This window comes from Erwinia sp. INIA01 (genome assembly GCF_025947915.1).
In the GTDB taxonomy this organism is placed as follows: domain Bacteria; phylum Pseudomonadota; class Gammaproteobacteria; order Enterobacterales; family Enterobacteriaceae; genus Erwinia; species Erwinia coffeiphila.
The window spans coordinates 381,965-406,026 of sequence record NZ_JAPDNC010000004.1; the positions used below are offsets into that span (position 1 = coordinate 381,965).

Here is a 24,062-nt window from a genome sequence, read left to right on the forward strand (position 1 = left end):
TATGCCTTCAGACCCCATCATGGAGTGATTATGAAACGCATTGCTATTGATATGGATGAGGTTATCGCTGACTTTCATTCTAAAATCCTGCACACCTGGAACCGCCATTTTTCGCAGGAGCTGACCACTGAAGAACTCAACCTCTTTGACCTGCATCAGGACGATCCGGAAAAGCTGGAAGAGATCTTTGAACTGGCCGGGCATCCGGATTTTTTTGCCGATCTGGCGGTGATCCCCGACAGCCAGCGCGTTATTGCCAGCCTCAGCAAGCACTACGAGATTTTTATTACCACCGCGGCCATGCAGGTCCCGGCCTCATTTAATGCAAAATTCCGCTGGCTGAACACCCATTTTCCCGCCATCAAGCCGAGCCATATCGTGTTCTGCGGTAATAAAAGCATAATTAACGCCGACTACATGATTGATGATAATGCGATTAACTTTGTCGACTTCTGCGGAGAAGGCATTCTTTACACGGCCCCGCACAACAGGCACGTTACCGGCTACCGGCGCGTGGACAGCTGGCGCGACGTTGAAGCACTGCTGCTGTAGTCAAAGGCAGACATTTCTGTCGCTAACAGGATTCAGGCGTTAAAGAATCCAGGCAGCAACCACGTCAGAATAAGAGTGAACCGCCACATGTTTATGCGGCGGTATTTTCGAACCGACCTGCTGAAAATCCCCCTTCAGAAATCTTCTGCATACCGGTCTATTGGGCGGGATTACTGTTTACCTTCACGCAATAGCGTATCCACAATCTGCTTCAGCACCACCTGCAAATGCCGGGCCTTATCACCTCGCCAGGCAAACGGCGGCTGCTCATCCATATAGTTACACTGTGCCAGTTCCAGCTGAACCGCATGCTGATTCTCCGCCGGTTTACCGTAGGCGCGAGTAATGTAGCCGCCTTTGAAACGGCCGTTGATCACCCAGCTGAAGCGAGACTGGTCATCACAGACAGCCGTAAGATGCCCCGCAATCTCCGGGCTACAGCTCGCGCCATCATTGGTGCCCAGGTTGAGGTCCGGCAGCTGCCCTTCAAACAGTCGCGGCACCCTTGATGCGATCGAATGCGCATCAAACAACAGCGCATACCCAAACTGGCGACGGATACGCTCCAGCTCCAGACGGATCTGGTCGTGGTAAGGCTGCCAGATGTTTTGCAGATAGCCCGCCCGCTGTGCCGCCGTTGGCGTCATACCCGGCTTAAAGGTCGGCGTACCGTCGAACAGCGTTTCCGGATACAGGCCGGTGGTCGCGGTGGTGTACAGCGCCTGATTATCCGGCGGACGGTTCAGGTCAATCACAAAGCGCGAATAATTGCCGACCAGCACGCTGGCACCCATTTCACGGGCAAACTCATACAGCTGTGGAATATGCCAGTCGGTGTCCGGCAGCCCTTTGGCTGCATCGCTCAGCCCGGCCTCAACTTCCGGCGTCAGCGCCGTACCGGCATGGGGAATGCTCAGCAGCAGCGGCAGCTTACCGGCGCTAAATTCAAAAGCGTTCATCGTTCTTCTCCTCGGAAAATAACCCGGCAGGGCAATTGCCCACCCAGCCAGTAAACCAGCTCCGCCGGGCGTTCCAGCGGCCAGTGGACAAAATCAGCCAGCTTGCCCGGCTCCAGCGACCCCAGAGAGGCTGCAAGGCCCAGCGCCTGCGCGCCGCGAAGCGTAACCCCGGCCAGCGCTTCTTCCGGCGTCATGCCAAACAGCGTACAGCCCATATTGAGCATCAGCCTCAGGGAGAGTGCAGGTGAAGTACCCGGGTTCGCATCGCTGGCCAGCGCCATCGGCACGCCGTATTGGCGGAACAGCGCGACCGGCGGACGCTGAGTTTCCCGCAGCAGATAGAATGCGCCCGGTAGCAATACCGCCACCGTGCCGCTCTGCGCCATCGCCGCAATATCACTCTCGGTGGCGTATTCCAGATGGTCCGCAGACAGCGCGTTAAACCGCGCGGCCAGCGCACCGCCGCCCAGGGACGAGAGCTGTTCGGCATGCAGTTTAACCGGCAGGCCCAACTGCTGTGCGGCAAGGAAGACTTTCTCAACCTGCGCGGGGGTGAACGCCAGATACTCGCAGAACGCATCCACCGCATCCGCCAGCTGTCCGGCAGCCACCTGCGGCAGCAGCTCGCGGCAGATGACGTCAACCCACTCATCCGGCGTCTGCTTATACTCCGGCGGCACCGCGTGTGCGGCAAGGCAGGTCGCCTTGATTTGCGCCGGAACCTGCTGCCCGAGCTGGCGGATCGCCTGCAGCATGCGCAGCTCGCTGGCGATTTCCAGCCCGTAGCCGGATTTAATTTCTACGGTAGTCACCCCTTCCGCCAGCAGCACGTCAAGGCGATGCCGGGCGCTGCTGACCAACTGTGCCAGCGACGACTCCCGCGTGGCGCGGACCGTTGAGAGGATACCGCCGCCCGCAGCAGCAATCTCACTGTAGCTGACGCCGTTCAGGCGCTGCTCAAACTCGTGGCTGCGATCGCCGCCAAACACCAGATGCGTGTGGCAGTCCACCAGTCCCGGAGTCACGATGCCGCCGCCGAAATCGGTGGACCGCTGCGGAGTAAACTGCCCGGCCTCCTGGTAGGGCCCGATCCAGACGATCTGCTGCCCGTCCACGGCAATCGCACCGTCTTTGATGATGTTGTACTGGCCGTCGCGCATGGTGACAATATCTGCGCCGTACCACAAATGCTCACAGTTACGTTGCTGGTTCATCACCTCTCCCACGTTGTGTGCTTTACTGCTCACCTATAAGTATGTATATGTATATACAACCTCAACGCACAGGAAGCAACCGATGACTCGCTATTTTGCGCCCCGCGCCCTGCTTGAAGATGGCTGGCAGCATAATGTACTGATTGACGTCGACAGCCACGGCAAGATTGCCTCTCTGACTGCCAACAGCCAGCCGCAGGATGCGCAGCGCCTGGACGGTATTGTCATACCGGCTATGGCAAATTTGCACTCGCATGCATTTCAACGCGCGATGGCCGGGCTGGCCGAAGTCGCTGGCGACCCGCAGGACAGTTTCTGGACATGGCGCGATCTGATGTACCGCATGGTACAGCGCCTGTCGCCGCAGCAGGTCGGTGCCGTTGCAGCAGCACTGTACGTTGAGATGCTTAAAGGCGGATATTGCCAGGTGGCGGAGTTTCACTATCTGCACCACCAGCCGGACGGCCAGCCTTATCCGCAGGATGAGATGCTGACCGAGCTGATTGCCGCCGCCGAGCGCAGCGGTATTGGTCAGACTCTGCTGCCGGTGCTCTACAGCTACGCCGGATTTGGCAGCCAGCCCGCGCAGCCGGGCCAGAAGCGCTTTATTCAGGATACCGCCGCCTATCTCGCTCAGCAGCAGCGTCTGGTGAAGCTGATTGACGGCAAACCGCTGATTAACCACGGTCTCTGTTTCCACTCTCTGCGGGCGGTCAGCGAAGCGCAGATGCATGAGGTACTGGCGGCCAGCCCTGCACATCTGCCGGTACATCTTCACGTTGCCGAACAGGAAAAAGAGGTCAACGATTCGCTGGCCTGGAGCGGCGAGCGGCCGGTTAGCTGGCTGCTGGATCGCTTCCAGGTGGACCCGCGCTGGTGCCTGATCCACGCCACCCATCTTGACGACAGCGAGATTTCGCGCCTTGCGGCAAGCCAGGCGGTAGCCGGTCTCTGCCCGACCACCGAAGCCAACCTCGGCGACGGCATCTTCCCGGCCACCGAGTTTATCGCCCGGGGTGGCCGCTGGGGGATAGGTTCCGACAGCCACGTCTCGCTGGACGTCGTAGAAGAATTACGCTGGCTGGAATATGCCCAGCGGCTGCGCGATCGCCGCCGCAACCGTATTGTTACTGCCAATCAGCCGTCGGTGGGCGATCTGCTGTATCGGCAGGCGCTGGCGGGAGGCGCTCAGGCCTGCGGCGTAAAAACGGGCAGCCTGCAAACCGGCTACCGCGCAGACTGGCTGGTACTGAGTGACGATGCACTATTGGGGGCAACCGGCGATGAGGCCCTGCTCAACCGCTGGCTGTTTGCCGGGCATCACGGTCAGATCCAGGATGTATTCGTGGCGGGCGTGCAGCGTATCCGTCACGGCCAGCACGCGCAGCAGGAGTCGATTGACGCTGAGTTTCGTCAGGTGCTGGAGGCGCTGCGATGATCCACTTATTTAACAGCGCCAGCCTGCCGGTCACCCCCTGGCGCAACGGCGGCGGCGAAACGCGGGAAATTATCAGCTACCCGCCCGGCGAAACCGAATTTGACTGGCGCATCAGTATTGCCACTATCGCCACCGACGGGGACTTTTCGGCGTTCCCCGGCGTCGACCGCATTATTACCCTGCTGGATGGGGAAGTAGAACTGTACTGCAACGATCGGCTGCGCCAGCGTTTGACGGAGAATCAGCCCTACTCGTTTCCCGGAGAGGATCGTATCAGCGCCCGGCTGACCGCCGGGGCAAGCCACGACTTCAACATTATGGCCCGACGGGGGAGCTATGTGCCTGCGGCGGGAACCACTAAGTCGGCATTTTCACCGCCGGTAGAGGCCGCGGGTGTCGTGATGGTGATTAGCGGTCTGTGGCAGCATGGGCAAACGCTGCTGGCAGCGGATCAGGGCGCCTGGTGGGAAAATCAGGGCGGCCACTTCGTTCCGCTGTCGAATGATGCCCTGCTGCTGTGGGGCACGCTGCTACCGAGCTTTAACCATGGCCTTTGAAGCGCCCCATCAGCTTGTAGCGTGAACCGGGATACAGCAGCCGCGCGTAGGTAACGATCTTATTATCACTCCAGGTCTGGCGACGGATCAGCAGGCAGGGTTCCTGTGCGTCAATCGCCAGATGTCGGCACTGCCGCGCGTCGGGCAGAACTGCTTCCACCACATGCTCACCGGCGGTGAGCGGTGCCACGCGCATCAGGTAGGTATAGGGGGTTTGCTCAGTGTAGTCCTGCTGCAGATAATCCGGTGCCATCTGCGGGTTCACCAGGCGATCTTCCAGCTGCACCGGCTGATCGTTCTCATAATGGATCATCAGCGAATGAAACAGTTTCTGACCGCTGGTTAAACCGAGCAGCGCTGCCTGCTCAGCGTCGGCTTTGCTCTCGCCCAGTGCCAGAATTTTACTGCTGTGACGGTGGCCGCGCTGGGCAATCTCTTCCGCGATATTGTGCACTTCCATCATTGCGGTATAGCCCTTGGCTTCCGCAACGAACGTTCCCACGCCCTGCATTCGCATCAGGTAACCTTCGCTGGTCAGCTCGCGCAGCGCACGATTGATGGTCATCCGGCTGACGCCCAGCTCGTTAACCAGCTCGCTCTCTGAGGGCACGCGCTGATTTGGCTGCCAGACGCCTTCGCTGATCTGGCTGATAATTGCCTGCTTCACCCGCTGATAAATCGGTGCAGGCTGATCGCTCATTGCAGCGGAAAGTTGAGAAATAGCAGTCTGCCTTACCATACCGAATCCTTATAACAGTGGGAAAATCAGTTTACTGGCTAATATCCTAAATGTATATACATGTTAACTTTTCCGCCGAGACTGCCGTTTATTTCAACAGCTTTATCGACTTTTTTTGTGATCGCAGCAATACAAGTTAGCTTGGTTGTATAGACAAGAATATACGTTTGTGATTCACTCAATTCAGACCGAAATTTAACTCGCATTAACAACCTGTCGGGCCGATGCCCGTAATACAGGTTTGATGCCCACCCAGTTGTCTATACAGGAGTATACTATGTCACTGACTCAGCCCCTCTGCTTACTGACGCCGGGTAAGGTCGATCTCGCCACGCTGAAAACAATTTATCGCGGCGGCGTAACCCTGGCGCTGGACGAACAGGCGCGCAGCCGCATCCAACAGGCCCGTGATACGGTTGAAGCCATTGTCAGCGAAGGCAAAGTGACCTACGGCATTAATACCGGCTTTGGCAAACTGGCTCAGACCTCCATTCCGGCGGACCGGCTGGCCGAACTGCAGCGTAACCTGGTCCTGTCCCACAGTGTAGGCCTGGGTGAACTGCTGCCTGATGACGTGGTGCGCCTGGTGATGGCGACCAAAATTATCAGCCTGGCACGCGGTCATTCCGGGATCAGAATTGAACTGGTTGATGCGCTGATCGCTCTGTTCAATGCCGGTGTAATGCCATGCATTCCGGAGAAAGGCTCCGTGGGTGCGTCCGGCGATTTAGCTCCGCTGGCGCATCTCTCCCTGATGCTGCTGGGTGAAGGTGACGTGCGGGTGAAAGGCGAGCTGCTGCCCGCTCGCGACGGCCTGGCGCTGGCTGGCATGGAGCCGATCGAACTGGGGCCGAAAGAGGGCCTGGCGCTGCTGAACGGCACTCAGGTTTCTACCGCGCTGGCACTGCGTGGCCTGTTTGAAGGCGAAAACGTTTTTGCCGCCGGGCTGGTAGCCGGTGCGCTGTCGCTGGAAGCGATTAAAGGCTCGGTAAAACCGTTCGATCACCGCATCCATGAAGCCCGCGGTCAGCAGGGCCAAATCTCGGTAGCCGCCGCCGTATCCGGCCTGCTGGAAGGCAGCGTTATTCTTAATTCCCACGCTAACTGCGGACGCGTACAGGACCCCTACTCCATCCGCTGCGTGCCGCAGGTGATGGGTGCCTGCCTGGATAATCTCAACCATGCCGCTCGCGTGCTGCAAATCGAAGCCAACGCCGCATCCGATAACCCACTGGTGTTTACCGATACCGGCGAGGTGATCTCCGGCGGTAACTTCCACGCCGAACCGGTGGCGTTCGCCGCCGACATTATTGCGCTGGCCGTAGCGGAAATTGGGGCCATCTCAGAGCGTCGACTGGCGCTGCTGCTGGATACCGGCCTTTCGGGCCTGCCGCCGTTCCTGGTCAACGACGGTGGAGTGAACTCCGGATTTATGATCGCCCAGGTCACCGCCGCCGCGCTGGCGTCGGAAAACAAATCGCTGGCGCATCCGGGCAGCGTCGACAGCCTGCCAACCTCCGCCAACCAGGAAGATCACGTCTCAATGGCCACCTATGCCGCCCGCCGCCTGGGAGCCATGTGCTTTAACACCGCTGCGGTAGTGGGCATTGAGGCAATGGCCGCCGCGCAGGGGATCGACTTCCACCGTCCGCTGCAAAGCTCACCGCAGCTGGAGGAAGTGCTGAGCACTATCCGCCAGAAAGTTGCTTATCTCGACAAAGATCGCCTGATGGCGCCGGATATCGAACAGATGCGTTTATGGGCCGCTGGCGACAGCTGGCCGGAAATGATTGCTGCGCTGCTGCCTGCACGCGCCCACTAAGCGAAGAATACCGATAAGGAAAACAACCATGACTGAGTCCGTAAGCAAGGCCGTTGCCCGTACCCTTCGCGCTCCCCACGGTGACACGTTGCACTGCGCCAACTGGCTGATTGAAGCCGCTTACCGCATGATCCAGAACAACCTGGACCCCGACGTTGCCGAACGCCCGGAAGATTTGGTGGTGTACGGTGGTATAGGTAAAGCCGCGCGTAACTGGGAGTGCTTCGAGCAGATCCTGCGTTCGCTGCAGGCGCTGCAACCGGAAGAAACGCTGCTGGTTCAGTCCGGCAAACCGGTTGGCGTGTTCCGCACCCACGCCGATGCGCCGCGCGTGCTGATTGCCAACTCTAACCTCGTGCCGCACTGGGCCAACTGGGACCACTTTAATAAGCTCGATAAAGCCGGGCTGATGATGTACGGCCAGATGACCGCCGGCTCCTGGATCTACATCGGTGCGCAGGGGATTGTGCAGGGCACCTTTGAAACCTTCGCCGAAGCCGGTCGCCAGCACTATAACGGCGATCTGAGCGGTAAATGGATACTCACCGCCGGGCTGGGCGGCATGGGCGGCGCACAACCGCTGGCTGGCGTGCTGGCGGGTGCCTCCGTGCTGGCCATTGAGTGCCAGTCTTCACGCATTGATTTCCGCCTGCGTACCCGCTACGTAGACTACCGCGCCGAGAATCTTGACGAAGCACTGGCGATCATTGACCAGGCGAATAAAGAGAAACGCGCGATTTCCGTCGGGCTGCTCGGCAATGCGGCAGATATCCTGCCGGAACTGGTAAAACGGGCGAAAGCAGGCGGCATGAAGCCGGATATCGTCACCGACCAGACCTCTGCGCACGACCCGATCAATGGCTATCTGCCGCAGGGCTGGTCCGTTGCACAGTGGGAAGAAGCCCGCCGCAGCGATCCGAAGTCCGTGGAGAAAGCCGCCCGTGCCTCGATGGCGGTGCACGTGCAGGCGATGCTCGACTTCTGCCATATGGGTATTCCTACCGTGGATTACGGCAACAATATCCGCCAGGTGGCGCTGGAAGAAGGTGTGACCAACGCGTTCGACTTCCCGGGCTTTGTACCGGCCTATATCCGTCCACTGTTCTGTGAAGGCAAAGGTCCGTTCCGCTGGGTCGCCCTGTCCGGCGATCCGGAGGACATCTACCGTACCGATGCTAAACTGAAAGAGCTGTTCCCGGACCATACCAACCTGCACCGCTGGCTGGATATGGCGCAGGAGCGGATCGCGTTCCAGGGCCTGCCCGCGCGTATCTGCTGGCTGGGACTGGGCGAGCGCCATCTGGCCGGACTGGCGTTTAACGAAATGGTGCGCAACGGCGAGCTGAAAGCGCCGGTGGTGATCGGCCGCGATCACCTTGACTGCGGCTCGGTAGCCTCGCCGAACCGTGAAACCGAAGCGATGCGCGACGGCTCGGATGCAGTATCAGACTGGCCGCTGCTCAACGCCCTGCTGAACACAGCAGGCGGTGCCACCTGGGTCAGCCTGCATCACGGCGGCGGCGTGGGCATGGGCTTCTCGCAGCATGCTGGCGTGGTGATCGTTGCCGACGGCAGCGCCGAGGCCGATAAACGCCTGGGCCGCGTGTTGTGGAACGATCCGGCGACCGGCGTCATGCGCCATGCCGATGCCGGCTACGAGGTGGCGAAAGCCTGCGCCGCGAAGCACGAGCTGAATCTGCCGATGATCGACTAAGCATTATTCAGGCCGGTATCACCGGCCTGTTTTCTTCCCCGCTACCCGCTTCTTCCTCCCCCGATTTATGCTACCTTGTTTCTGCGCGTTACCCTGCACAGGAGAAGTATTGAATGACAGTTCCCGTTTCGCTGATTGAAGAAGCCACCGGCTGGCGCAGAGCCCTGCATGCCCGCCCCGAACTGGGATATCAGGAGCATCACACTTCACAGCTGATCGCCGAGCAGCTGGAGGCTTTTGGTCTGCAGGTTCACCGAGGTCTGGCAGGCACCGGCGTGGTTGGAACGCTGGAAAATGGCCCTGGACCGGTTATCGGGTTACGCGCTGACATGGACGCCCTGCCGATCACTGAACTGAGCAATCCGCCGCATCGCTCCACCAATCCCGGGGTGATGCACGCCTGCGGACACGACGGCCATACGGCCATTCTGCTGGCGGTGGCAAAGCACCTGAGTACCACCCGTCGCTTTAGTGGCACGCTGCATTTTGTCTTCCAGCCCGCAGAGGAGAACCTCGGCGGCGCGCGCCGCATGGTGGAAGACGGCCTGTTTGCCCTGTTCCCGATGGATGCCATCTACGGCATGCACAACTGGCCGGGGCTGCCCGCCGGTGAGGTTGCGGTTAATGCGGGTGCGATGATGGCCTCGCTGGACTCCTTCGAAATCACGCTGCGCGGCAGAAGCTGCCACGCAGCCATGCCGGAAAACGGCGCGGACCCGATTGTGGCCGCCGCGCAGCTGATTATGGCCCTGCAAACCATTCCGGCCCGCCGCCTGTCGCCGCTGGCCTCTGCGGTGGTCAGCATCACGCAAATCAACGGCGGCGAAGCCATTAACGTCATCCCGGAAACCGTGGTGCTGCGCGGCACGCTGCGCTGCCTGCAGGCGGACGTGCGCAGCCGGGTAAAACAGATGATCGATGAATTCGTGACCTCCTTCACCGCGCCGCTGGGCATTGAGGGCAGCATTGAGTATCAGGGCGACTATCCGGTGACCATGAATCACGCCGCTGAAGCCGCGCTGGTGCGCGACTGCGCGCTGACGCTCATGCCCGCTGAAAAAGTGCACTGGAACGTCAGCCCGTCGATGGCCTCGGAAGATTTTGCCTGCATGCTGGAGCACTGTCCGGGAGCCTACTTCTGGATCGGTGCTGACGGTGACACGCCGTCACGGCCGCTGCATAACGCCAACTACGATTTTAACGATGGGCTGATTGCACCCGGTATCGCACTGTGGACCGCGCTGGTTGAGCAGCTGCTGCCGCGCGGCTGATTGATATTCACCTGGCCGCTGCCACCGCTTCTTATGGCCCCTCACGGGGCCAACTACCTTGTACAGCTTTCCCATTCTGAAATACTGCATTAACGATCCTGACGATCTCATCAGCGAATATTATTAGTTGAATAGGCAGGAATTTCTCCTTGAGGGCGTTCTCGTGCCATATTTCCCTGCCCTGAGAAATAGCCCAGCACGGAAAAATACCAGGGAAGTATTATCCCTGATTTACCCAAACAAGCTTATCCACCGGGAAGTTCAGCCCCCGGGCGATAGCCAGGTAGTTTTGTTTTACGCTCTCGGGGATCTGCGGCGTGCGCGACAGTATCCACAGGTAGTCACGGTTTGGCCCGCTGACCAGCGCATAGCGATAGTCCTCATCCAGCGCGATAACGTTATAGCCGCCGTAGAACGGACCAAAGAATGACACTTTAAGCGCCGCAGTGGACGGTGCACCGGTGAAGTAAGCCCGGCCTTCACTCTCCTTCCAGCGCGCTTTCGCCGGGTCGTAGCCACGGTTAAGCACCGATATTCCGCCGTCGCTACGTTTGCCATACGTCGCAGTTACCTGTTCCAGGCCGCGCTCGAAGCGGTTTTCCAGCCGGGCAACCTCATACCATTTTCCCAGATAGCGATCGGCGTCAAATCCGCTTATCGGCGTGACTCCTTTCGGCGGCGTCGGGGATTTACAGGCGACCAGCCCCAGTGACAGTACCACTCCGGTAAGAACGGGCCACAGCTTCATGCTTGCTCCTCAGTCATATCATTATCAGCCAGACAGAGTGTAGTACAAACCGGTTATCAGGCCACCGACAGGTGGCGAACATCAATTGACTCAGCTGGCAGGGATATTATTTTCAAACATCACTATCCACACGCCGCTATTTAACCCAAAAGAATGATTCAGCACCATAATTTACCCGCAGGACACATTGCGATTATTCTTAGAGATAATTTATTCGTTATCAACCAGGCTTAAATTGAATTTCTAACCCAGAAGAAGGAAACATCTCATCATGGCTGACATCGAAACCAAAACGAAAGATGACTATATTAATGACGTGCTTTCTCAGCTTAAAGAGATTCGCCACTACGCTAAAAACAATACGGAAACCCTTTCCGCACAGTGGCTTGCATTCGACTCCGGCGAGTTTAAAGATAAAGAGCTGGCGGGTAAAATCGATACACTGCTGAATGCCCAGGGCAAGCTGCATGACGAAGTGGAAGCGTCTATCGCCGATATTGAAATTTTGGTGAATAAGTCCGCCGCTTAGCGCTTAATTCCTCGCGTTGAAATACCCGTTTAATTTATAAAAAATGCGCCATTTGGCGCATTTTTAACTTGAGGATCAGAATGCAGCATTGTCGGTAATACTATTTCACTGGCGCTATCTTAATTCATCCCTTAATCAATCGCCCCTGATTTAATCCTGACTGACCTGCATCCGTTCAAGGCCGCTGTGGATTCACCGTCAGCGCACTACGCCAACAGTCCTATCAGCCTCTTACCGCCTGCTTCAGTATCCCGCTAGCTTAATCTCACCCAGCGCCGCTTCCAGCGTCTGCGCCCTGCCCGTTGCCACATAGCAGCAGGCAATTTGCAACCGCAAAGACTGCGGTACTGCCACTTCACGATTCAGACAGCGGGTGATCCAGGCGGCGGTGGTAGCCGCATCTTTCGCCTCGGGCAGCTCGCCCGCCGCAAATGCCACCTCCTCCTGACGTGCCAGCAGCACCTGGGGTTCTGCGCCGTGGATCAGGCTGATTGACGGGCAGCGCTGCGGACTGGCGTAGACCTCCCCCTCGGTGCCGTTTAACAGCAGGCCACGGCCGCCGATGTCGCTGAAGAATTTTCCCACCTTCGGGATATATTCCGGGTGCGACACGCTGGCCAGGCGCAGCGCCGCGTCTTCGGCAAACGGCGTTGCCAGTTTGGCCAGTGTGTGCGCACTGTTGCGCACGCCCATGCGCCAGCGCATCGCCAGCTGCCGCTCCGTCGGTTCGCACAGCTGGCCGATGGTGATAAACACCAGTTCACCCGCGTTAAGCCTGTTCTGCGCCTCCGCCGCCGTCAGTACAGCGGGCACACCCAGCGCCTGAAACACCGCTTCGCTGGTGATGCGCGTCGGGTCATCGCTGACGCCGTGGACCAGCACCGGGAAGCCGAGGCGGCTCAGCAGCAGCGCCAGCAGCGGGGTCAGATTCCCCTGCCGCCGCGCGCCGTTATAGCTGGGGATAACGATCGGCATCGGCAAATGAGCAGGAGGCGTCAGGCGCGGCATCTGCTCCTGCATCGCCTGATAAAAGCCCAGCATCTCCTCTTCGCCTTCCCCCTTAATGCGCAGCGCAATCAGGATCGCACCTAGTTCAAGGTCCGGCACGTCGCCCGCCAGCATACGGCGGTACAGATCGCGCGCGCTGTCTATATCAATATCGCGGGCATGATTTTTACCGCGTCCGATCTCTTTTATAATCTTGTTAAGTTCCATGCGTTTGCTCACTAAATCAGGTTAACGCCTGCGGCGCGGCGGCACTCTTTTTTTCGCGGTCGGGGCTGCCGCCTTTGGCAGCTCGCCTTCCGGCATCGGCGGCTGTTCAATAGGAAACACCGGCAGTGCCCCCAGCAAACGTGCGCCGTAGCTTTTGCTCAACAGCCGACGGTCGTAAATCACAATCTCACCGAAGCAGTCGTGGCTGCGGATCAGTCGCCCCACCTGCTGGATAAGATTAAACGAGGCGCTGGGCAGACTTTGCACCTCAAAAGGATAACGCTTCAGGCTTTTCAGCCACTCGCCCTCGGTCAAAATAACCGGACTGTCCACCGGGGGGAAAGCGATTTTATGAATATGAACCTGGGAAAGCAGCTCCCCTTTCAGATCCAGCCCCTCGGCAAAGGACTGCAAACCCACCAGCACGCTGGTTTCCCCACGCTCTACACGCTGGCGATGCAGCGCCACCAGCGCCGGACGCGGTTTGTCGCCCTGAACCAGCATCATTAAACGCAGCTCGGGCAGGTAGGCAATAAACTGCTGCATCGCCCGGTTGCTGGCGAACAGCACCAGCAGCCCTTTATGTTTCGCCAGCTTTATCTGGTGGCGGAAAAAATGGGCCATTTCGGCCAGATGCGCCACTTCATTAGCCAGCAGCGGCTCGTGCTTCATCTGAGGAATAACCAGCTTGCCCTGCTCGACATGATTAAACGGCGAGTCCAGCGCAACAAAACGATCATCCGCTTTTTCACTGAGGCCGGACATCTCCTGTAGCCGCTGGAAGCTGTTTAGCGAACGCAGAGTGGCGGAGGTCAGCACCACATGGGGAATTTTACGCCACAGCAGCTTTTCCAGCTGATCGCTGACGCGGATACCGGCACAGTGCAGCATCAGATGCGCGTTGCCCTCGCGCAGTTCGCGGGTCACCCACTTTGACACCGGTGCGCCGGATGTCTGCTCCAGCGCCGCCAGCCGCCACAGCTTGCTGCTGGCTTCAAACCAGCCCAGCGCGCGGTTCATCTGCAGTAGCGTGCGGTGCAGGCGCACCACGTCATACTGGCCGCTTTTTTCACTGAGATCGTTGACCAGCCCTTCGGCCAGCCCGCGCAGCGCATCGCTGAGTTTGAACAGCCTGCCGCAGATCGTCATGATCTCTTCCGGTAGCAGCCCCATCTCGAAACGGTGCTCCCCTTCCTGCCCTTCCGGCGGCAGATAAAGACCGAGGATCTGCGACAGCATTTGCAACTGTTCACGCACCTCTTCGCAGTGCTCTTTCAGGCGATCCGGGTTCGCCAGCGGCGGCGGGCGTTTGGGCCTGAACTGCGCCATACACTGCTCAACCAGCCGGGCAAACAGATCCAGCTGGAGCGTATTCCAGCCGGGGGTGATTTCGCCGCTCATTTCCAGCGCGTCGCGCGCCACGTCCGGTAAATGATGCCCTTCGTCCAGCACCAGCAGCAGATGTTTCGGCGGCGGCAGTACGGATTCCGTTTCCAGCGCCGCCATCACCAGCGCATGGTTAGCGACCACTACATCGGCGTTTTCGATCTCGCGCCGCGCCACGTAGAACGGGCATTCACGGAACCAGTGGCAGTTGCTGCCGAGGCAGTTGGCTTTGTCGGTACTGATACGCTGCCACAGTGAATCTTCGATATTGTCCTTGCAGTGATCGCGCAGGCCGTCCCATTCGTAGCGGTTCAGCGCCTTTTCCAGCTCACAGCAGATCGCCCGCTCAGCCTTGCTGGCGGTCATATCATCATCAAGGAACAGCAGCAGATCGCCCTGCTTTTCTTCGTCGGTCGCCAGCGCAGACAAATTGCGCGGGCACACGTAGCGCCCGCGGCCAAAGGCGGCGGTAAAGGTCAGCTCGGGAATGATTTTCTTCAGCAGCGGCAGATCTTTACTGTAGATCTGGTCCTGTAATGCCACGTTGGCGGTGCTGACCACCAGCGGTTTTTCCTCAGCGCGGCTGACGGCAATGCCGGGGATCAGGTAGGAGAGGGTTTTCCCCACGCCGGTCGGTGCTTCAATAGCCAGATGGCGCCCCTCTTCGCCCGACAGCGTTTTCGCCACTTCAGCAATCATCTGCCGCTGCGGTGCGCGCGGAATAAAATCGGGGACTTGCTGTTGCAGGGCTTTATACCACCCGGCAATTTGCGCTTTTAACGCCGCAGTTAACGCCATGACAACCCTTTGCAAAAAATCAGGGCTGTATTTTTACACAGTATCGCGCTGGCGTCAGCCTGCGGATGCGGATCGCACCAGGAAAGTCGAACCGCTCCGCATTTCTCCGGCGGCACCATGCCCTGTTTTTCAGAGCGTTTTATACATCAACGTGGTGGCATCCAGAACCCCTTCGGTGGAGCGGGCATAAAACGGAATTTCTCCGGCCACCTGCCAGCCCAGCGAGCGGTAGAGCGGTTCCGCCACGTCGCCACTGCGGGTATCCAGCACCAGCAGCGTGCGGCCTGCCTGCTTAGCACGCTCTTCCGCCCTCAGCATCAGTTCACGGGCTATCCCACGCCGACGCGCATCGGGGTGAACCAGCAGTTTGATCACCTCGGCGCGGTGCGCACCGTTTGGCGGCATAGCCAGCACCACCATAACCGTTGCCACGATGCGGTCAGCCAGTCTGGCGACTAACATCGTTTTATCACCGCAGGCCAGGCTCAATACGACATCCTGCCAGAAGCGGGTGAAGGTTTGCGGGTCACAGTCCACAAAACCCACGCTGGCACCCTGCGCGACGCATCCCTTCAGTACGCGGCACAACGCCGGAAGCTCCTCACGCGCCTGCTGCGCGTCCAGCCACTCATATTCAATCTGGGTCATGGGCGTGCCACCACCAGCGCATAGTGAGCACCTCCGGTTTCCGGCGCGCTGAACGACGTGCGGCCAAACAGATGAAAGCGCAGGCAGTCGCCCTTTTCCAGCCGCCACTGTTGCTCATTCATGCGGAATATCAGCACACCGTCCAGCATCCAGATATGCTGCTCCAGCCCGGCCAGCGGCGGCAGGTCATACTCAATCAGCGCACCCTGCTCAAGCTGCGCCTCCACCAGCTCGGCGTGGAACGCCTGAGCGGGCGGTGATACGCTGCGCCGCAGATAACCGCTGCTGGCATCGCGCCAGACGTTCTGCTGCGCTGGCCGCAGGTGCTGCGGGCCGCTCTGCTCCACTTCGCTGAGCAGCCGCGACATGGTCAGCCCATAGGCGCTGCACAGCCGGTTAAGCAGTGCGGCGGTCGGGCTGTTTTCCCCGCGCTCAATGCGTGACAGCGAAGCGCGGCTGATGCCGGTCATCTCCGCCAGTGTCTCCAGCGACCACCCCTGCTCAACCCGCAGATCGGCCAGCCGCTGCGCCAGGCGTTGCTCTGTTTGCTTCTGATCCATAGTCATCTCATTTAAGGGAAATAATCTCATATATGAGATCTACCGCAAGCCAGCGCTCAGATCAAGTTGTACATCCACAATTTATCTGTACAGCATGCTAATATTAAGTGCGGGCCGATAAGGCCTGAGAGTGAATGAGGTGAGAAATGACGTTGTACAGCATCGGTGATGTTGCTGAGCGCTGCGGGATTAATCCGGTAACACTGCGCGCCTGGCAACGCCGCTATGGCCTGCTAAAACCGCAAAGAACCGAAGGCGGCCACCGCCTGTTTGATGAAGACGATATTCAGCGCATTGAAGAGATCAAACGCTGGATGAGCACCGGTGTGCCGGTGGGAAAAGTGAAGGCGCTGTTGGAAGGCGAAAACATCGAGATCCACGACGGCTGGGTTACGCTGCAGGAAGAGATGATGACCGTGCTGCGCCACGTGCGCCCGTCAAAGCTGAGAGCAAAAATTGCCACAGTTGGCCGCGAAAACCCGGCTGAGGCGCTGATCGACCACGTTTTTCTGCCGATCCGTCAGCGGCTGAATCTGGACCAGAATACCGCCCGCGCGATGTGCAGCCTGTTGGACGGTGCACTGATTGACTATGTTGCCTTCTGCCTGACCGGATCGCGAAAAAAAGCCGGCAAAGACGCCCTGCTGATCGGCTGGGGCAGTGAGGATCGCACCCGCCTGTGGCTGGAGGCCTGGCGGCTTTCGCAGCAGGGATGGAGAATAGACGTGCTGGCCGAACCGCTGGATCAGCCGCGCCCGGAGCTGTTTCCCGGCCAGAAAATTTTCGTTTATACCGGCAAAGCACTGACCCGACGCCAGCAGGAACAACTGGCACACTGGCAGGAGCAGGGGTTCACCGTAACCGCACACGGCAGCGACCCGGCGACCGAAGAGAAGAAAAACCACTCTTTGGTTTAATAATCTCAAGCGAAGGCGCTATAATCCGCCTTCCTTTGAGAAAACGGGTTACGTTATGAACTGGCAAAAAATTAGTGTGGTCATTATCTTTCTGCTGATGGCTTTAGGTGGAATTGGCGGCGTTATGCTGACCGGCTATACCCTGATCCTGCATTCGTAATTACGCCTTTTTTGCTCATCTGGCGGCATGCTCTGCCGCTCTCCCCTCGTTTGTAACTTTTCGTTTTATCTTATAACCAGCTGGAATTTAACTCCGCCAGCCGGGCTGGTTATGCTCTGGGTTTATTCCAAAAAGACCTATAAAACATCATGACCGATATCATCACCTCTTCAGCGCACGTTGCGCAGGCAGGGAATGCGCCCACCGGCGCAGCAGTCACCATTCGCCGCGCGGCGGATGTCTCTCAACTGGTTAACAACAGCGACAGCTCACGCAGCAATGCCCGCATTGTTATCGGCATCGCGCTCGGCGGCGTATTCCTGGATGCTTACGATCTTGGTGCGCTGGCCTTCGGTATGAAGGATGTGACGCGCGAGTTTGGCCTTTCGCCTTCCGGCGCGGGGATGATTGCCTCAGCTATTACCCTCGGCGCAATCGTTGGCGCACTGATTGGCGGCTACCTGACCGACAAGATTGGCCGCTATCGCGTGTTTATGGCGGATATGTTCTTCTTCGTATTTGCCGCACTGGCCTGCGCGTTTGCCCCCAACGAGTATGTGCTTGCCGGGGCAAGATTTGTTATGGGAATGGGCATCGGTATCGATTTACCGGTGGCGATGGCGTTCCTGGCGGAATTTTCAAAACTAAAAGGGCGCGGTAACAAGGCGGCGAGTATCGCCATGTGGTGCCCGACCTGGTACGCGGCGATCTCGGTTTCTTACCTGCTGGTGCTGTTCTTCTGGTCGGTGCTGCCGGAGAGCCATAGCGACTGGATGTGGCGTATTATTCTCGGATTTGGTGCCATTCCGGCGCTGATTATTATCGCCATTCGCAGCAAATATATGAGCGAATCACCCATCTGGGCCGCGAATCAGGGCGATCTGCACGGTGCCGCCGCTATCCTGCGAAATTCCTACGGCATTAATGCCCACGTGGCGAAGGATGCCGATCTGACGCCAGCACGTCCGGTGCGCCGCGCCAGCTGGGGCAACTACGCTGCGCTGTTTAAAGGCGTTTATCTGAAGCGCACCACGCTGGCGACCGTCACGTCTATCGTTTCCCCGTTTGCCTATAACGCCGTGGCCTTCGGCCTGCCGGTGATTATTTCCAGCTTCCTTGCGCAGTCGATGCTGACCACCATTCTGCTGTCGCTGGCGCTGAACCTGCTGTTTGCCTTTACCGGCGGCATTCTTGCCGTACGGCTGGTGCCGCGCTTTGGCGCATGGAAGATGATGACGCTGGGCTATATCTGCCAGATTACCGCCCTGCTGGGCCTGGCGCTGGTTGGCCGCCCGGAAGACGGACATCAGGCGGCAATTTCAGTGGCAATGCTGGCACTGTTCCTGCTCGGCCAGGGCTTTGGCCCGGGCGCGCACACCATGACCTACGCATCCCTGAGCTATCCCACCTCGCTGCGCGGCGTTGGCGTGGGCTTTAATCAGATGATGGTGCGCGCCAGCTCGACCGCCTCACTGTTCCTGTTCCCGGTGCTGGCAGCGGCGCTGAGTACCAACGTGTTCTGGGTGATTGCTCTGGCACCGATCGTTGGTCTGCTGGCGCTGCTGGCGATCCGCTGGGAACCGTCAGGTTACGATGTTGATGCGGAAGACTTCGCGCTAAACGGTAAGTAAATGCGCCGCGGGGTGCGATTTTTGGCACTCCGCATCCGCGTAATACCCGGACTGACCTTTCTAAACGAAGAGGTGGCTACCCCTCATGCGTCGACGGAGTGTACCGTATTCGCCTTGTCCATAAAGCGCGTAAACTCATCCGGGATACGGGAAAAGGTGTACAGGAACCAGGGCGTAAAGCGCTCGGGTTCCTGCTGAATTTCGGCCTGAATGTCGGCCAGAGAAGCATAGCGCCACGCATCGGCTTCTTCGGGATTCAGCTGCGGCTGTTGGTCGCTGATGGTGAAGTAGACGTGTCCGTACTCATGCTCGGTCAGGCCGTTGCTCAGCGGCAGGTTATAGCTCAGCTCAAAAACCGGCTCTAGCGTCAACTGCATGCCCATCTCTTCAAACAGCCGACGCTCCGCGGCGTGGCGGGTAGATTCCTGCGGATACGGATGACCACAGGTGGTATTACTCCACAGGCCGCCGCAGTGATATTTCCCACTGGCGCGCTGCTGCAACATCAGTTGATGCGCTGAGTTAAAGACATAAACGGTTACCGCGCGATGCAGTAGTCCCTTTTCGTGCACCTCAAGCTTTTCCATCTTACCGGTGGCGCGATCGTCACGATCGACAAGGATAACTTCAATAGCTGCCATGCAAACTCCTCAGGTCATTTCCCAGCTATTCTGGCATATCCGGGCGGCATTATACTGTACAGAATAGTGCGCACAGCCTAAATTTCAGCACAACCGCCACCGTTTGTCGCTTTTAGCGTAGAAAAGATCACTCGCCGGCTTCAACCACCTGCTGTCGGGCGCGGAAAATATGCCCTGCGCCATATTGCAGCAGCCGCGCAACCAGCTGATAGCCGCCGTTTTCTTCCGCCTGAGCAAATTCGCGCTCCAGCTGCGTGACCGGGGCTGCCCACAGCAGATTCACCTTCTCGCCGTCAAAGTTCGGCAGCGGAAACTGCCCGGCTTCGCGACCCAGCGCACCGGAGAGGATAAAGCCTTCAAATCCTACCGGTGCCATAGAGGACGACAGCGTGTGCCCTTCGCCCAGCCAGCTAAGGCGATCCCAGGGCAAATGCGCAAAACCGGCCAGCGCGCTGGCCATCTGCACGGCATTGTCCTCGGTCATCACCTCAGCATCAATTGCCAGCGCCAGCTCGGTTCGGCGGTACTGCGGAGCCAGATCCTCATAAAGATGATCCACCCACGGCATCGGACGAATGCTCATGCCGAGGGTGAGAAAATACCAGCTTCCTTCATGATAATGCTGAGAGATCGCCATCGGCGGCCAGCTGCCGCGATCGATGGCGTAATACTTCATCGACTCGCCAAACTGTTCGCTGTAGCACGCCAGCATCTTTTGCTGGAACGGCTCCCAGCGCTGCCCTTCCTGCCAGTCGCGCCAGAACTGCCGGTGCTGCTGCGCGCGGGCATAATGCTGGTTGGTGGAAGCCGAACCGAGCGGCGCGGTCAGTCGGTTAGCTTTGATGCAGCCAGCGGAATAGCTCACCTGCTTTTCCTGATACAGGCTCCAGCCGGGGATCACCGCCAGCAGCTGTCCCTGATACCACAGGGCCGCGCCGTCGTCGCTGGGTTCCCAGATAATCTGCAAACCGGCGGGATCGAGCATCGGCTCGGCCTGCAACGTTCGGCAGAATTCAGCGCTCAGCAGCGGCGCTCTGCCCTGCTCCATGGCGGCCATATCTTCCTGCGCCGGAGCGGGCAGCAGATTACGCAGCCAGCAGCCGCGCACGGCGAACTGGCTGCGAAACGCTTCCGCCGGCCAGATGTAGAAATAGGCTGTGCGTTCATCCTGTTCCACCAATGCAATCAGCGTCTGCTGTTGATTGGTCACTTCAGCAATCTGATAGGGCTCTGTCATAACGCCTCGACGTTGTCTGGAGGGATCCTTCTTCCCGGAGAGTAGAGCAGGATGACGGGTTGCGCTATGTCAGAACAAGGGTATTTGTCTCAAAAGCCATGCGGGTCAGCGCCCCATGCGCGCCATAGCACGCTGATACGCACCCTGGCGTATCGCCCAGCGCAGTAGTCCGGCGATAAGATAAATCCGCCCGTTGATCGTGCGGTGCCGTAACGGCGAGTAGTGCAAACCAAAGTCTTGCAGCGCCCAGTCGGGCAGCAGAGCAATACCCGCCTGTAGCATGGCCCGCATCGCCGGACGCGCCTGCCAGCTGGGTGCCGGCGCGTTCATCAGCAGCGACAGCACTTCGCGGGTACGCTCGTCGCAGCGCAGCTGTGGCCGCATCCACTCAAGATAGGCTCCAACTTCCGCCACGCTTTTCGGCACTTGCTCAGCCCCCAGCGCTTCCGCAACCTGTGCCGCTTCAGCGTAGTAGCGATCCTGCTCCGACAGGCTGAGCTGCGGATTTTTATAGCGAAGATGGGCGGCAAGAAAACAGCGGGTCTCGGCAACGTGGACCCAGGTCAGCAGCGCCGGATCGCTGGCGGCATAGGGAACGCCGTAGGCATCCGTGCCGGTAATATGCAGGTGGATGCGCTTTACCCGCTCAATCAGAATATGCGCATCGCGAGAGTTGCCGAAGGTGGTAACGGCGATAAACTGGCTGGTTCGCCGCAGCCTGCCCATCATATCCTGACGGAAAGTGGAGTGATCCCAGACGCCCGCCAGCGCCAGCGGATGCAGCATCTGTAGCAGCAGCGCCGAAATGCCGCCGCACAGCATCGATGAAAAATCACCGTGGACCCGCCAGATAACGCTGTCCGGCCCGTAAATACCGGGATCGCCCGGCGGCTGCGTAATATCAAATTCATTCAGCGACAGGCCGTTAAGGCGAAAAACCTGCTGCTGAATTCTGTCTCTTAACCCTGGCATTCTGCTCCTGCCTGAAACGGGGCAGGCAATCCTGCCCCCAATCCTCAACGGTAATCGAACTCGGCGTTTTCGGTACGGGCGGAATCCAGCCCGATCATTACGCTGAATTTACCCGGCTCGGCAACGTGCTGCATTTTCGCATTCCAGAATTTCAGCGCGCTGACGTCGATCGGGAAGGTCACGGTCTGCGACTCACCGGCTTTCAGCATAATACGCTTAAAGCCCTTCAGCTCTTTCACCGGCCGGCTGATGCTGGCTACCTCATCATGCAGATAGAGCTGCACGACCGTCGCACCGTCACGCTTGCCGCTATTGGTTACCGTCACGCTGGCGTTAATCTTGCCATCGCGCGGCATCGAAGAAGAAGAGAGCTTCACCGGCGACAGGCTAAAGGTGGTGTAGCTTAACCCGTAGCCAAACGGATACAGCGGGCCGTTGGCTTCATCATAGTAGTGCGAGGTGTATTTATTCGGCTTCTCAAAGTTATACGGCCGCCCGGTGTTCAGATGATTGTAGTAAATCGGCAGCTGTCCCACTGAGCGCGGGAAGGACATCGGCAGCTTGCCGGACGGGTTATAGTCGCCGAACAGCACATCGGCAATGGCGTTACCGCCTTCCGTGCCGCTGTACCAGCTCTCCAACAGTGCATCCGCCTGCTGGCTCTCTTTCACCAGCGCCAGCGCACGGCCGTTCATCAGCACCATTACCAGCGGTTTGCCGGTCGCTTTGACCGCATCAATCAGTTTACGCTGGCTCTCCGGCAGCGTCAGATCGCTGCGGCTGGAAGCCTCATGCGCCATCCCGCGCGCTTCACCAATCGCCAGCACCACGACATCGGCTTTCTTCGCGGTTTCCACCGCTTCATCCAGCATCTGCTGCGGTGAACGGCTGTCCACCGTCATCGCAGGTTCGTAAAGATTGAGGAAGTCCTGAATGCCTTTATTGTCGGTGACGTTCGCCCCTTTGGCATACAGCAGATTGGCCTTACCGGCAGTGGCATTTTTCATCCCCTGCAGCAGCGTAACCGACTGCTTCGCCACGCCCGCGGCGGACCAGCTGCCCATAATATCGATCTGGCTGTCTGCCAGCGGCCCAATCAGCGCGATATTACCGCTGTTTTTAAGCGGCAGCGTATCCAGACGATTTTTCAGCAGTACCATGCTTTTGCGCGCCACATCGCGGGCATCGCTGCGATGCAGGCGGCTTTCGGCATTCGTATCCGCCGGGTCCTGGTCGGCCGGGCCTAAGTGGCTGTAGGGATCGTTAAACAGCCCCATATCGTATTTCACATTCAGCACGTGGCGCGTGGCATCATCAATTTCCTGCTCGGTGACCGCACCGCTTTTGACCAGCCCCGGCAGGTATTTGCTGTAGTACTCATCGCTCATGCTCATGTTCACGCCGGATTTGATCGCCACGCGCACCGCATCCTGCGGATCGCTTGCCACGCCATGTTTGATCAGCTCTTTGATCGCCCCGTGATCGCTGATGGTGATGCCTTTAAACTTCCACTCATCGCGCAGCACGTCTTTCAACAGCCAGCTATCGGCGCTGGCCGGTACGCCGTTCAATGAGTTGAGCGCCACCATCACCCCGCCGCTGCCGGCATCCAGCGCCGCTTTATACGGCGGCAGGTAGTCCTGGAACAGCCGCTGCGGACTCATATCCACGGTATTGTAGTCACGGCCGCCTTCAACCGCGCCGTAGGCGGCAAAGTGCTTGACGCTGGTCATCACCGAGTAGCGGTCCGCCGGGCTTTTACCCTGCATGGCGGTGACCAGCACGCGGCCCATTTCCGCTGTCAGATACGTATCTTCACCGAAGCCTTCCGAGCCGCGCCCCCAGCGAGGTTCGCGGGTCACATCCACCATCGGAGCCCAGGTCATATTCAGACCGTCATCGGCGGCTTCATAAGCAGAAATTCGCCCCACCTTCGCCACTGCGTCAGTATCCCAGCTGGAAGCCAACGCCAGCGGGATCGGGAACTGAGTCCGCTGACCGTGGATCACGTCATAGGCGAAAAACAGCGGGATCTTCAGACGGCTGAGCTGCATCACCTGATCCTGCATCTGGCGGATATCATGCCGGGTTACGGTATTGAAAATCGCCCCCACCTGCCCGTGCTGGATCATGTCGCGGATCGCTTCTTTCGGGTTATCCGGCCCTACGCTTATCAGGCGCAGCTGGCCGATTTTTTCGTCAAGGGTCATCTTTTTCAGTAGATCGGTGACGAACGCATCGCGCGCGGCAGGTGTCAGTTCATGTGGACCAAACAGGTCATCGGCAAGGGCTGGCTGAATCGCCAGAGCGGCAGCAAAGCTGACGGAACAAATCCATTTCATCAGATGATCATC

22 protein-coding genes are annotated in these 24,062 nt (G+C 58.7%); 10 read left to right on the forward strand and 12 right to left on the reverse strand.

What is annotated here, in order from left to right:
* Nucleotides 1–30: 30 nt before the first annotated feature.
* Nucleotides 31–552 (forward strand): 5' nucleotidase, NT5C type, encoded by a 522-nt coding sequence (locus tag OMR58_RS09770; RefSeq protein ID WP_105593524.1) that lies wholly within the window; start codon nt 31–33, stop codon nt 550–552.
* A 170-nt stretch (nt 553–722) separates the two neighbouring features.
* Here the strand turns inward: OMR58_RS09770 and hutG are convergent, their stop codons facing one another.
* Together hutG and hutI are read right to left on the reverse strand one after the other, a co-directional pair.
* Nucleotides 723–1,511 carry an N-formylglutamate deformylase gene (gene hutG / locus OMR58_RS09775; protein ID WP_200545716.1) on the reverse strand — a complete coding sequence of 263 codons (789 nt, stop codon included), beginning with the start codon at nt 1,509–1,511 and terminating at the stop codon, nt 723–725.
* A complete protein-coding gene (hutI, locus tag OMR58_RS09780) occupies nt 1,508–2,725 on the reverse strand; it encodes an imidazolonepropionase (RefSeq protein ID WP_200562240.1) in 1,218 nt (405 codons plus the stop codon). Before hutI ends, hutG begins: the two co-directional genes overlap by 4 nt.
* Before the next feature lie 82 nt (nt 2,726–2,807).
* Here hutI and OMR58_RS09785 point away from each other — a divergent pair, with 82 nt between their 5' ends.
* Together OMR58_RS09785 and OMR58_RS09790 are read left to right on the forward strand one after the other, a co-directional pair.
* Nucleotides 2,808–4,163 carry a formimidoylglutamate deiminase gene (locus tag OMR58_RS09785; RefSeq protein WP_264545804.1) on the forward strand — a complete coding sequence of 452 codons (1,356 nt, stop codon included), beginning with the start codon at nt 2,808–2,810 and terminating at the stop codon, nt 4,161–4,163.
* Entirely contained in the window at nt 4,160–4,720 is a 561-nt protein-coding gene (locus tag OMR58_RS09790; RefSeq protein WP_264545805.1) for a HutD/Ves family protein, read from the forward strand. Before OMR58_RS09785 ends, OMR58_RS09790 begins: the two co-directional genes overlap by 4 nt.
* On the opposite strand, the gene hutC is transcribed toward OMR58_RS09790, so the two are convergent.
* Nucleotides 4,704–5,459, reverse strand: a complete 756-nt coding sequence (gene hutC / locus OMR58_RS09795) for a histidine utilization repressor (RefSeq protein WP_105593529.1) — start codon at nt 5,457–5,459, stop codon at nt 4,704–4,706. The genes OMR58_RS09790 and hutC overlap by 17 nt on opposite strands.
* Before the next feature lie 277 nt (nt 5,460–5,736).
* Between hutC and hutH the strand changes: the two genes are divergently transcribed.
* From hutH to OMR58_RS09810, 3 genes are all read left to right on the forward strand, one after another.
* Complete coding sequence (gene hutH, locus OMR58_RS09800) at nt 5,737–7,281, forward strand: histidine ammonia-lyase (RefSeq protein WP_264545806.1); 1,545 nt, start codon at nt 5,737–5,739, stop codon at nt 7,279–7,281.
* Between the two features lie 28 nt (nt 7,282–7,309).
* On the forward strand, nt 7,310–8,995 hold the full coding sequence (gene hutU, locus OMR58_RS09805; RefSeq protein WP_200545710.1) for a urocanate hydratase: 1,686 nt from the start codon (nt 7,310–7,312) through the stop codon (nt 8,993–8,995).
* Nucleotides 8,996–9,108: 113 nt separating this feature from the next.
* A complete protein-coding gene (locus OMR58_RS09810; protein ID WP_264545807.1) occupies nt 9,109–10,266 on the forward strand; it encodes a M20 aminoacylase family protein in 1,158 nt (385 codons plus the stop codon).
* A gap of 220 nt (nt 10,267–10,486) precedes the next feature.
* Here the strand turns inward: OMR58_RS09810 and OMR58_RS09815 are convergent, their stop codons facing one another.
* The gene (locus OMR58_RS09815) at nt 10,487–11,014 is read right to left on the reverse strand and encodes a lipocalin family protein (protein WP_264545808.1); all 528 of its coding nucleotides are present in this window, start codon (nt 11,012–11,014) and stop codon (nt 10,487–10,489) included.
* Between the two features lie 271 nt (nt 11,015–11,285).
* On the opposite strand from OMR58_RS09815, the gene OMR58_RS09820 reads away from it, so the two are divergent.
* Nucleotides 11,286–11,543 (forward strand): hypothetical protein, encoded by a 258-nt coding sequence (locus tag OMR58_RS09820; RefSeq protein WP_200545703.1) that lies wholly within the window; start codon nt 11,286–11,288, stop codon nt 11,541–11,543.
* A 243-nt stretch (nt 11,544–11,786) separates the two neighbouring features.
* On the opposite strand, the gene ybiB is transcribed toward OMR58_RS09820, so the two are convergent.
* The 4 genes from ybiB to OMR58_RS09840 all read right to left on the reverse strand — a co-directional run bounded on the left by ybiB (nt 11,787) and on the right by OMR58_RS09840 (nt 16,150).
* Complete coding sequence (gene ybiB / locus OMR58_RS09825; RefSeq protein WP_200562250.1) at nt 11,787–12,758, reverse strand: DNA-binding protein YbiB; 972 nt, start codon at nt 12,756–12,758, stop codon at nt 11,787–11,789.
* Between the two features lie 21 nt (nt 12,759–12,779).
* The gene (gene dinG / locus OMR58_RS09830; RefSeq protein ID WP_264545809.1) at nt 12,780–14,942 is read right to left on the reverse strand and encodes an ATP-dependent DNA helicase DinG; all 2,163 of its coding nucleotides are present in this window, start codon (nt 14,940–14,942) and stop codon (nt 12,780–12,782) included.
* A 129-nt stretch (nt 14,943–15,071) separates the two neighbouring features.
* Nucleotides 15,072–15,590 (reverse strand): GNAT family N-acetyltransferase, encoded by a 519-nt coding sequence (locus OMR58_RS09835; RefSeq protein ID WP_264545810.1) that lies wholly within the window; start codon nt 15,588–15,590, stop codon nt 15,072–15,074.
* Complete coding sequence (locus tag OMR58_RS09840; RefSeq protein ID WP_200562256.1) at nt 15,587–16,150, reverse strand: helix-turn-helix domain-containing protein; 564 nt, start codon at nt 16,148–16,150, stop codon at nt 15,587–15,589. The genes OMR58_RS09835 and OMR58_RS09840 overlap by 4 nt, the downstream gene beginning before the upstream one ends.
* A gap of 146 nt (nt 16,151–16,296) precedes the next feature.
* On the opposite strand from OMR58_RS09840, the gene OMR58_RS09845 reads away from it, so the two are divergent.
* The 3 genes from OMR58_RS09845 (at nt 16,297) to OMR58_RS09855 (ending at nt 18,858) form a co-directional block, all read left to right on the forward strand.
* Nucleotides 16,297–17,067, forward strand: a complete 771-nt coding sequence (locus tag OMR58_RS09845) for a MerR family transcriptional regulator (protein ID WP_200562258.1) — start codon at nt 16,297–16,299, stop codon at nt 17,065–17,067.
* A gap of 55 nt (nt 17,068–17,122) precedes the next feature.
* A complete protein-coding gene (locus OMR58_RS09850; protein ID WP_105593540.1) occupies nt 17,123–17,227 on the forward strand; it encodes a protein YohO in 105 nt (34 codons plus the stop codon).
* A gap of 149 nt (nt 17,228–17,376) precedes the next feature.
* The gene (locus OMR58_RS09855; protein ID WP_105593541.1) at nt 17,377–18,858 is read left to right on the forward strand and encodes an MFS transporter; all 1,482 of its coding nucleotides are present in this window, start codon (nt 17,377–17,379) and stop codon (nt 18,856–18,858) included.
* Nucleotides 18,859–18,941: 83 nt separating this feature from the next.
* Here OMR58_RS09855 and idi read toward each other — a convergent pair whose 3' ends face one another.
* The 4 genes from idi to bglX all read right to left on the reverse strand — a co-directional run bounded on the left by idi (nt 18,942) and on the right by bglX (nt 24,050).
* Nucleotides 18,942–19,499: an isopentenyl-diphosphate Delta-isomerase gene (idi, locus tag OMR58_RS09860; RefSeq protein ID WP_264545811.1), complete on the reverse strand. Its 558-nt coding sequence runs from the start codon at nt 19,497–19,499 to the stop codon at nt 18,942–18,944.
* Between the two features lie 127 nt (nt 19,500–19,626).
* Complete coding sequence (locus tag OMR58_RS09865; protein WP_200562260.1) at nt 19,627–20,736, reverse strand: suppressor of fused domain protein; 1,110 nt, start codon at nt 20,734–20,736, stop codon at nt 19,627–19,629.
* Nucleotides 20,737–20,841: 105 nt separating this feature from the next.
* Nucleotides 20,842–21,708: an oxygenase MpaB family protein gene (locus tag OMR58_RS09870; protein WP_264545812.1), complete on the reverse strand. Its 867-nt coding sequence runs from the start codon at nt 21,706–21,708 to the stop codon at nt 20,842–20,844.
* A 44-nt stretch (nt 21,709–21,752) separates the two neighbouring features.
* The gene (gene bglX / locus OMR58_RS09875) at nt 21,753–24,050 is read right to left on the reverse strand and encodes a beta-glucosidase BglX (RefSeq protein WP_200562264.1); all 2,298 of its coding nucleotides are present in this window, start codon (nt 24,048–24,050) and stop codon (nt 21,753–21,755) included.
* Nucleotides 24,051–24,062 lie beyond the last annotated feature (12 nt).

Coding starts and splice junctions, on each gene's coding strand:
- OMR58_RS09770 (WP_105593524.1), top strand. CDS start 31: ATGAAACGCATTGCTATTGATATGGATGAGGTTATCGCTGACTTTCAT.
- hutG (WP_200545716.1), bottom strand. CDS start 1,511: ATGAACGCTTTTGAATTTAGCGCCGGTAAGCTGCCGCTGCTGCTGAGC.
- hutI (WP_200562240.1), bottom strand. CDS start 2,725: ATGAACCAGCAACGTAACTGTGAGCATTTGTGGTACGGCGCAGATATT.
- OMR58_RS09785 (WP_264545804.1), top strand. CDS start 2,808: ATGACTCGCTATTTTGCGCCCCGCGCCCTGCTTGAAGATGGCTGGCAG.
- OMR58_RS09790 (WP_264545805.1), top strand. CDS start 4,160: ATGATCCACTTATTTAACAGCGCCAGCCTGCCGGTCACCCCCTGGCGC.
- hutC (WP_105593529.1), bottom strand. CDS start 5,459: ATGGTAAGGCAGACTGCTATTTCTCAACTTTCCGCTGCAATGAGCGAT.
- hutH (WP_264545806.1), top strand. CDS start 5,737: ATGTCACTGACTCAGCCCCTCTGCTTACTGACGCCGGGTAAGGTCGAT.
- hutU (WP_200545710.1), top strand. CDS start 7,310: ATGACTGAGTCCGTAAGCAAGGCCGTTGCCCGTACCCTTCGCGCTCCC.
- OMR58_RS09810 (WP_264545807.1), top strand. CDS start 9,109: ATGACAGTTCCCGTTTCGCTGATTGAAGAAGCCACCGGCTGGCGCAGA.
- OMR58_RS09815 (WP_264545808.1), bottom strand. CDS start 11,014: ATGAAGCTGTGGCCCGTTCTTACCGGAGTGGTACTGTCACTGGGGCTG.
- OMR58_RS09820 (WP_200545703.1), top strand. CDS start 11,286: ATGGCTGACATCGAAACCAAAACGAAAGATGACTATATTAATGACGTG.
- ybiB (WP_200562250.1), bottom strand. CDS start 12,758: ATGGAACTTAACAAGATTATAAAAGAGATCGGACGCGGTAAAAATCAT.
- dinG (WP_264545809.1), bottom strand. CDS start 14,942: ATGGCGTTAACTGCGGCGTTAAAAGCGCAAATTGCCGGGTGGTATAAA.
- OMR58_RS09835 (WP_264545810.1), bottom strand. CDS start 15,590: ATGACCCAGATTGAATATGAGTGGCTGGACGCGCAGCAGGCGCGTGAG.
- OMR58_RS09840 (WP_200562256.1), bottom strand. CDS start 16,150: ATGGATCAGAAGCAAACAGAGCAACGCCTGGCGCAGCGGCTGGCCGAT.
- OMR58_RS09845 (WP_200562258.1), top strand. CDS start 16,297: ATGACGTTGTACAGCATCGGTGATGTTGCTGAGCGCTGCGGGATTAAT.
- OMR58_RS09850 (WP_105593540.1), top strand. CDS start 17,123: ATGAACTGGCAAAAAATTAGTGTGGTCATTATCTTTCTGCTGATGGCT.
- OMR58_RS09855 (WP_105593541.1), top strand. CDS start 17,377: ATGACCGATATCATCACCTCTTCAGCGCACGTTGCGCAGGCAGGGAAT.
- idi (WP_264545811.1), bottom strand. CDS start 19,499: ATGGCAGCTATTGAAGTTATCCTTGTCGATCGTGACGATCGCGCCACC.
- OMR58_RS09865 (WP_200562260.1), bottom strand. CDS start 20,736: ATGACAGAGCCCTATCAGATTGCTGAAGTGACCAATCAACAGCAGACG.
- OMR58_RS09870 (WP_264545812.1), bottom strand. CDS start 21,708: ATGCCAGGGTTAAGAGACAGAATTCAGCAGCAGGTTTTTCGCCTTAAC.
- bglX (WP_200562264.1), bottom strand. CDS start 24,050: ATGAAATGGATTTGTTCCGTCAGCTTTGCTGCCGCTCTGGCGATTCAG.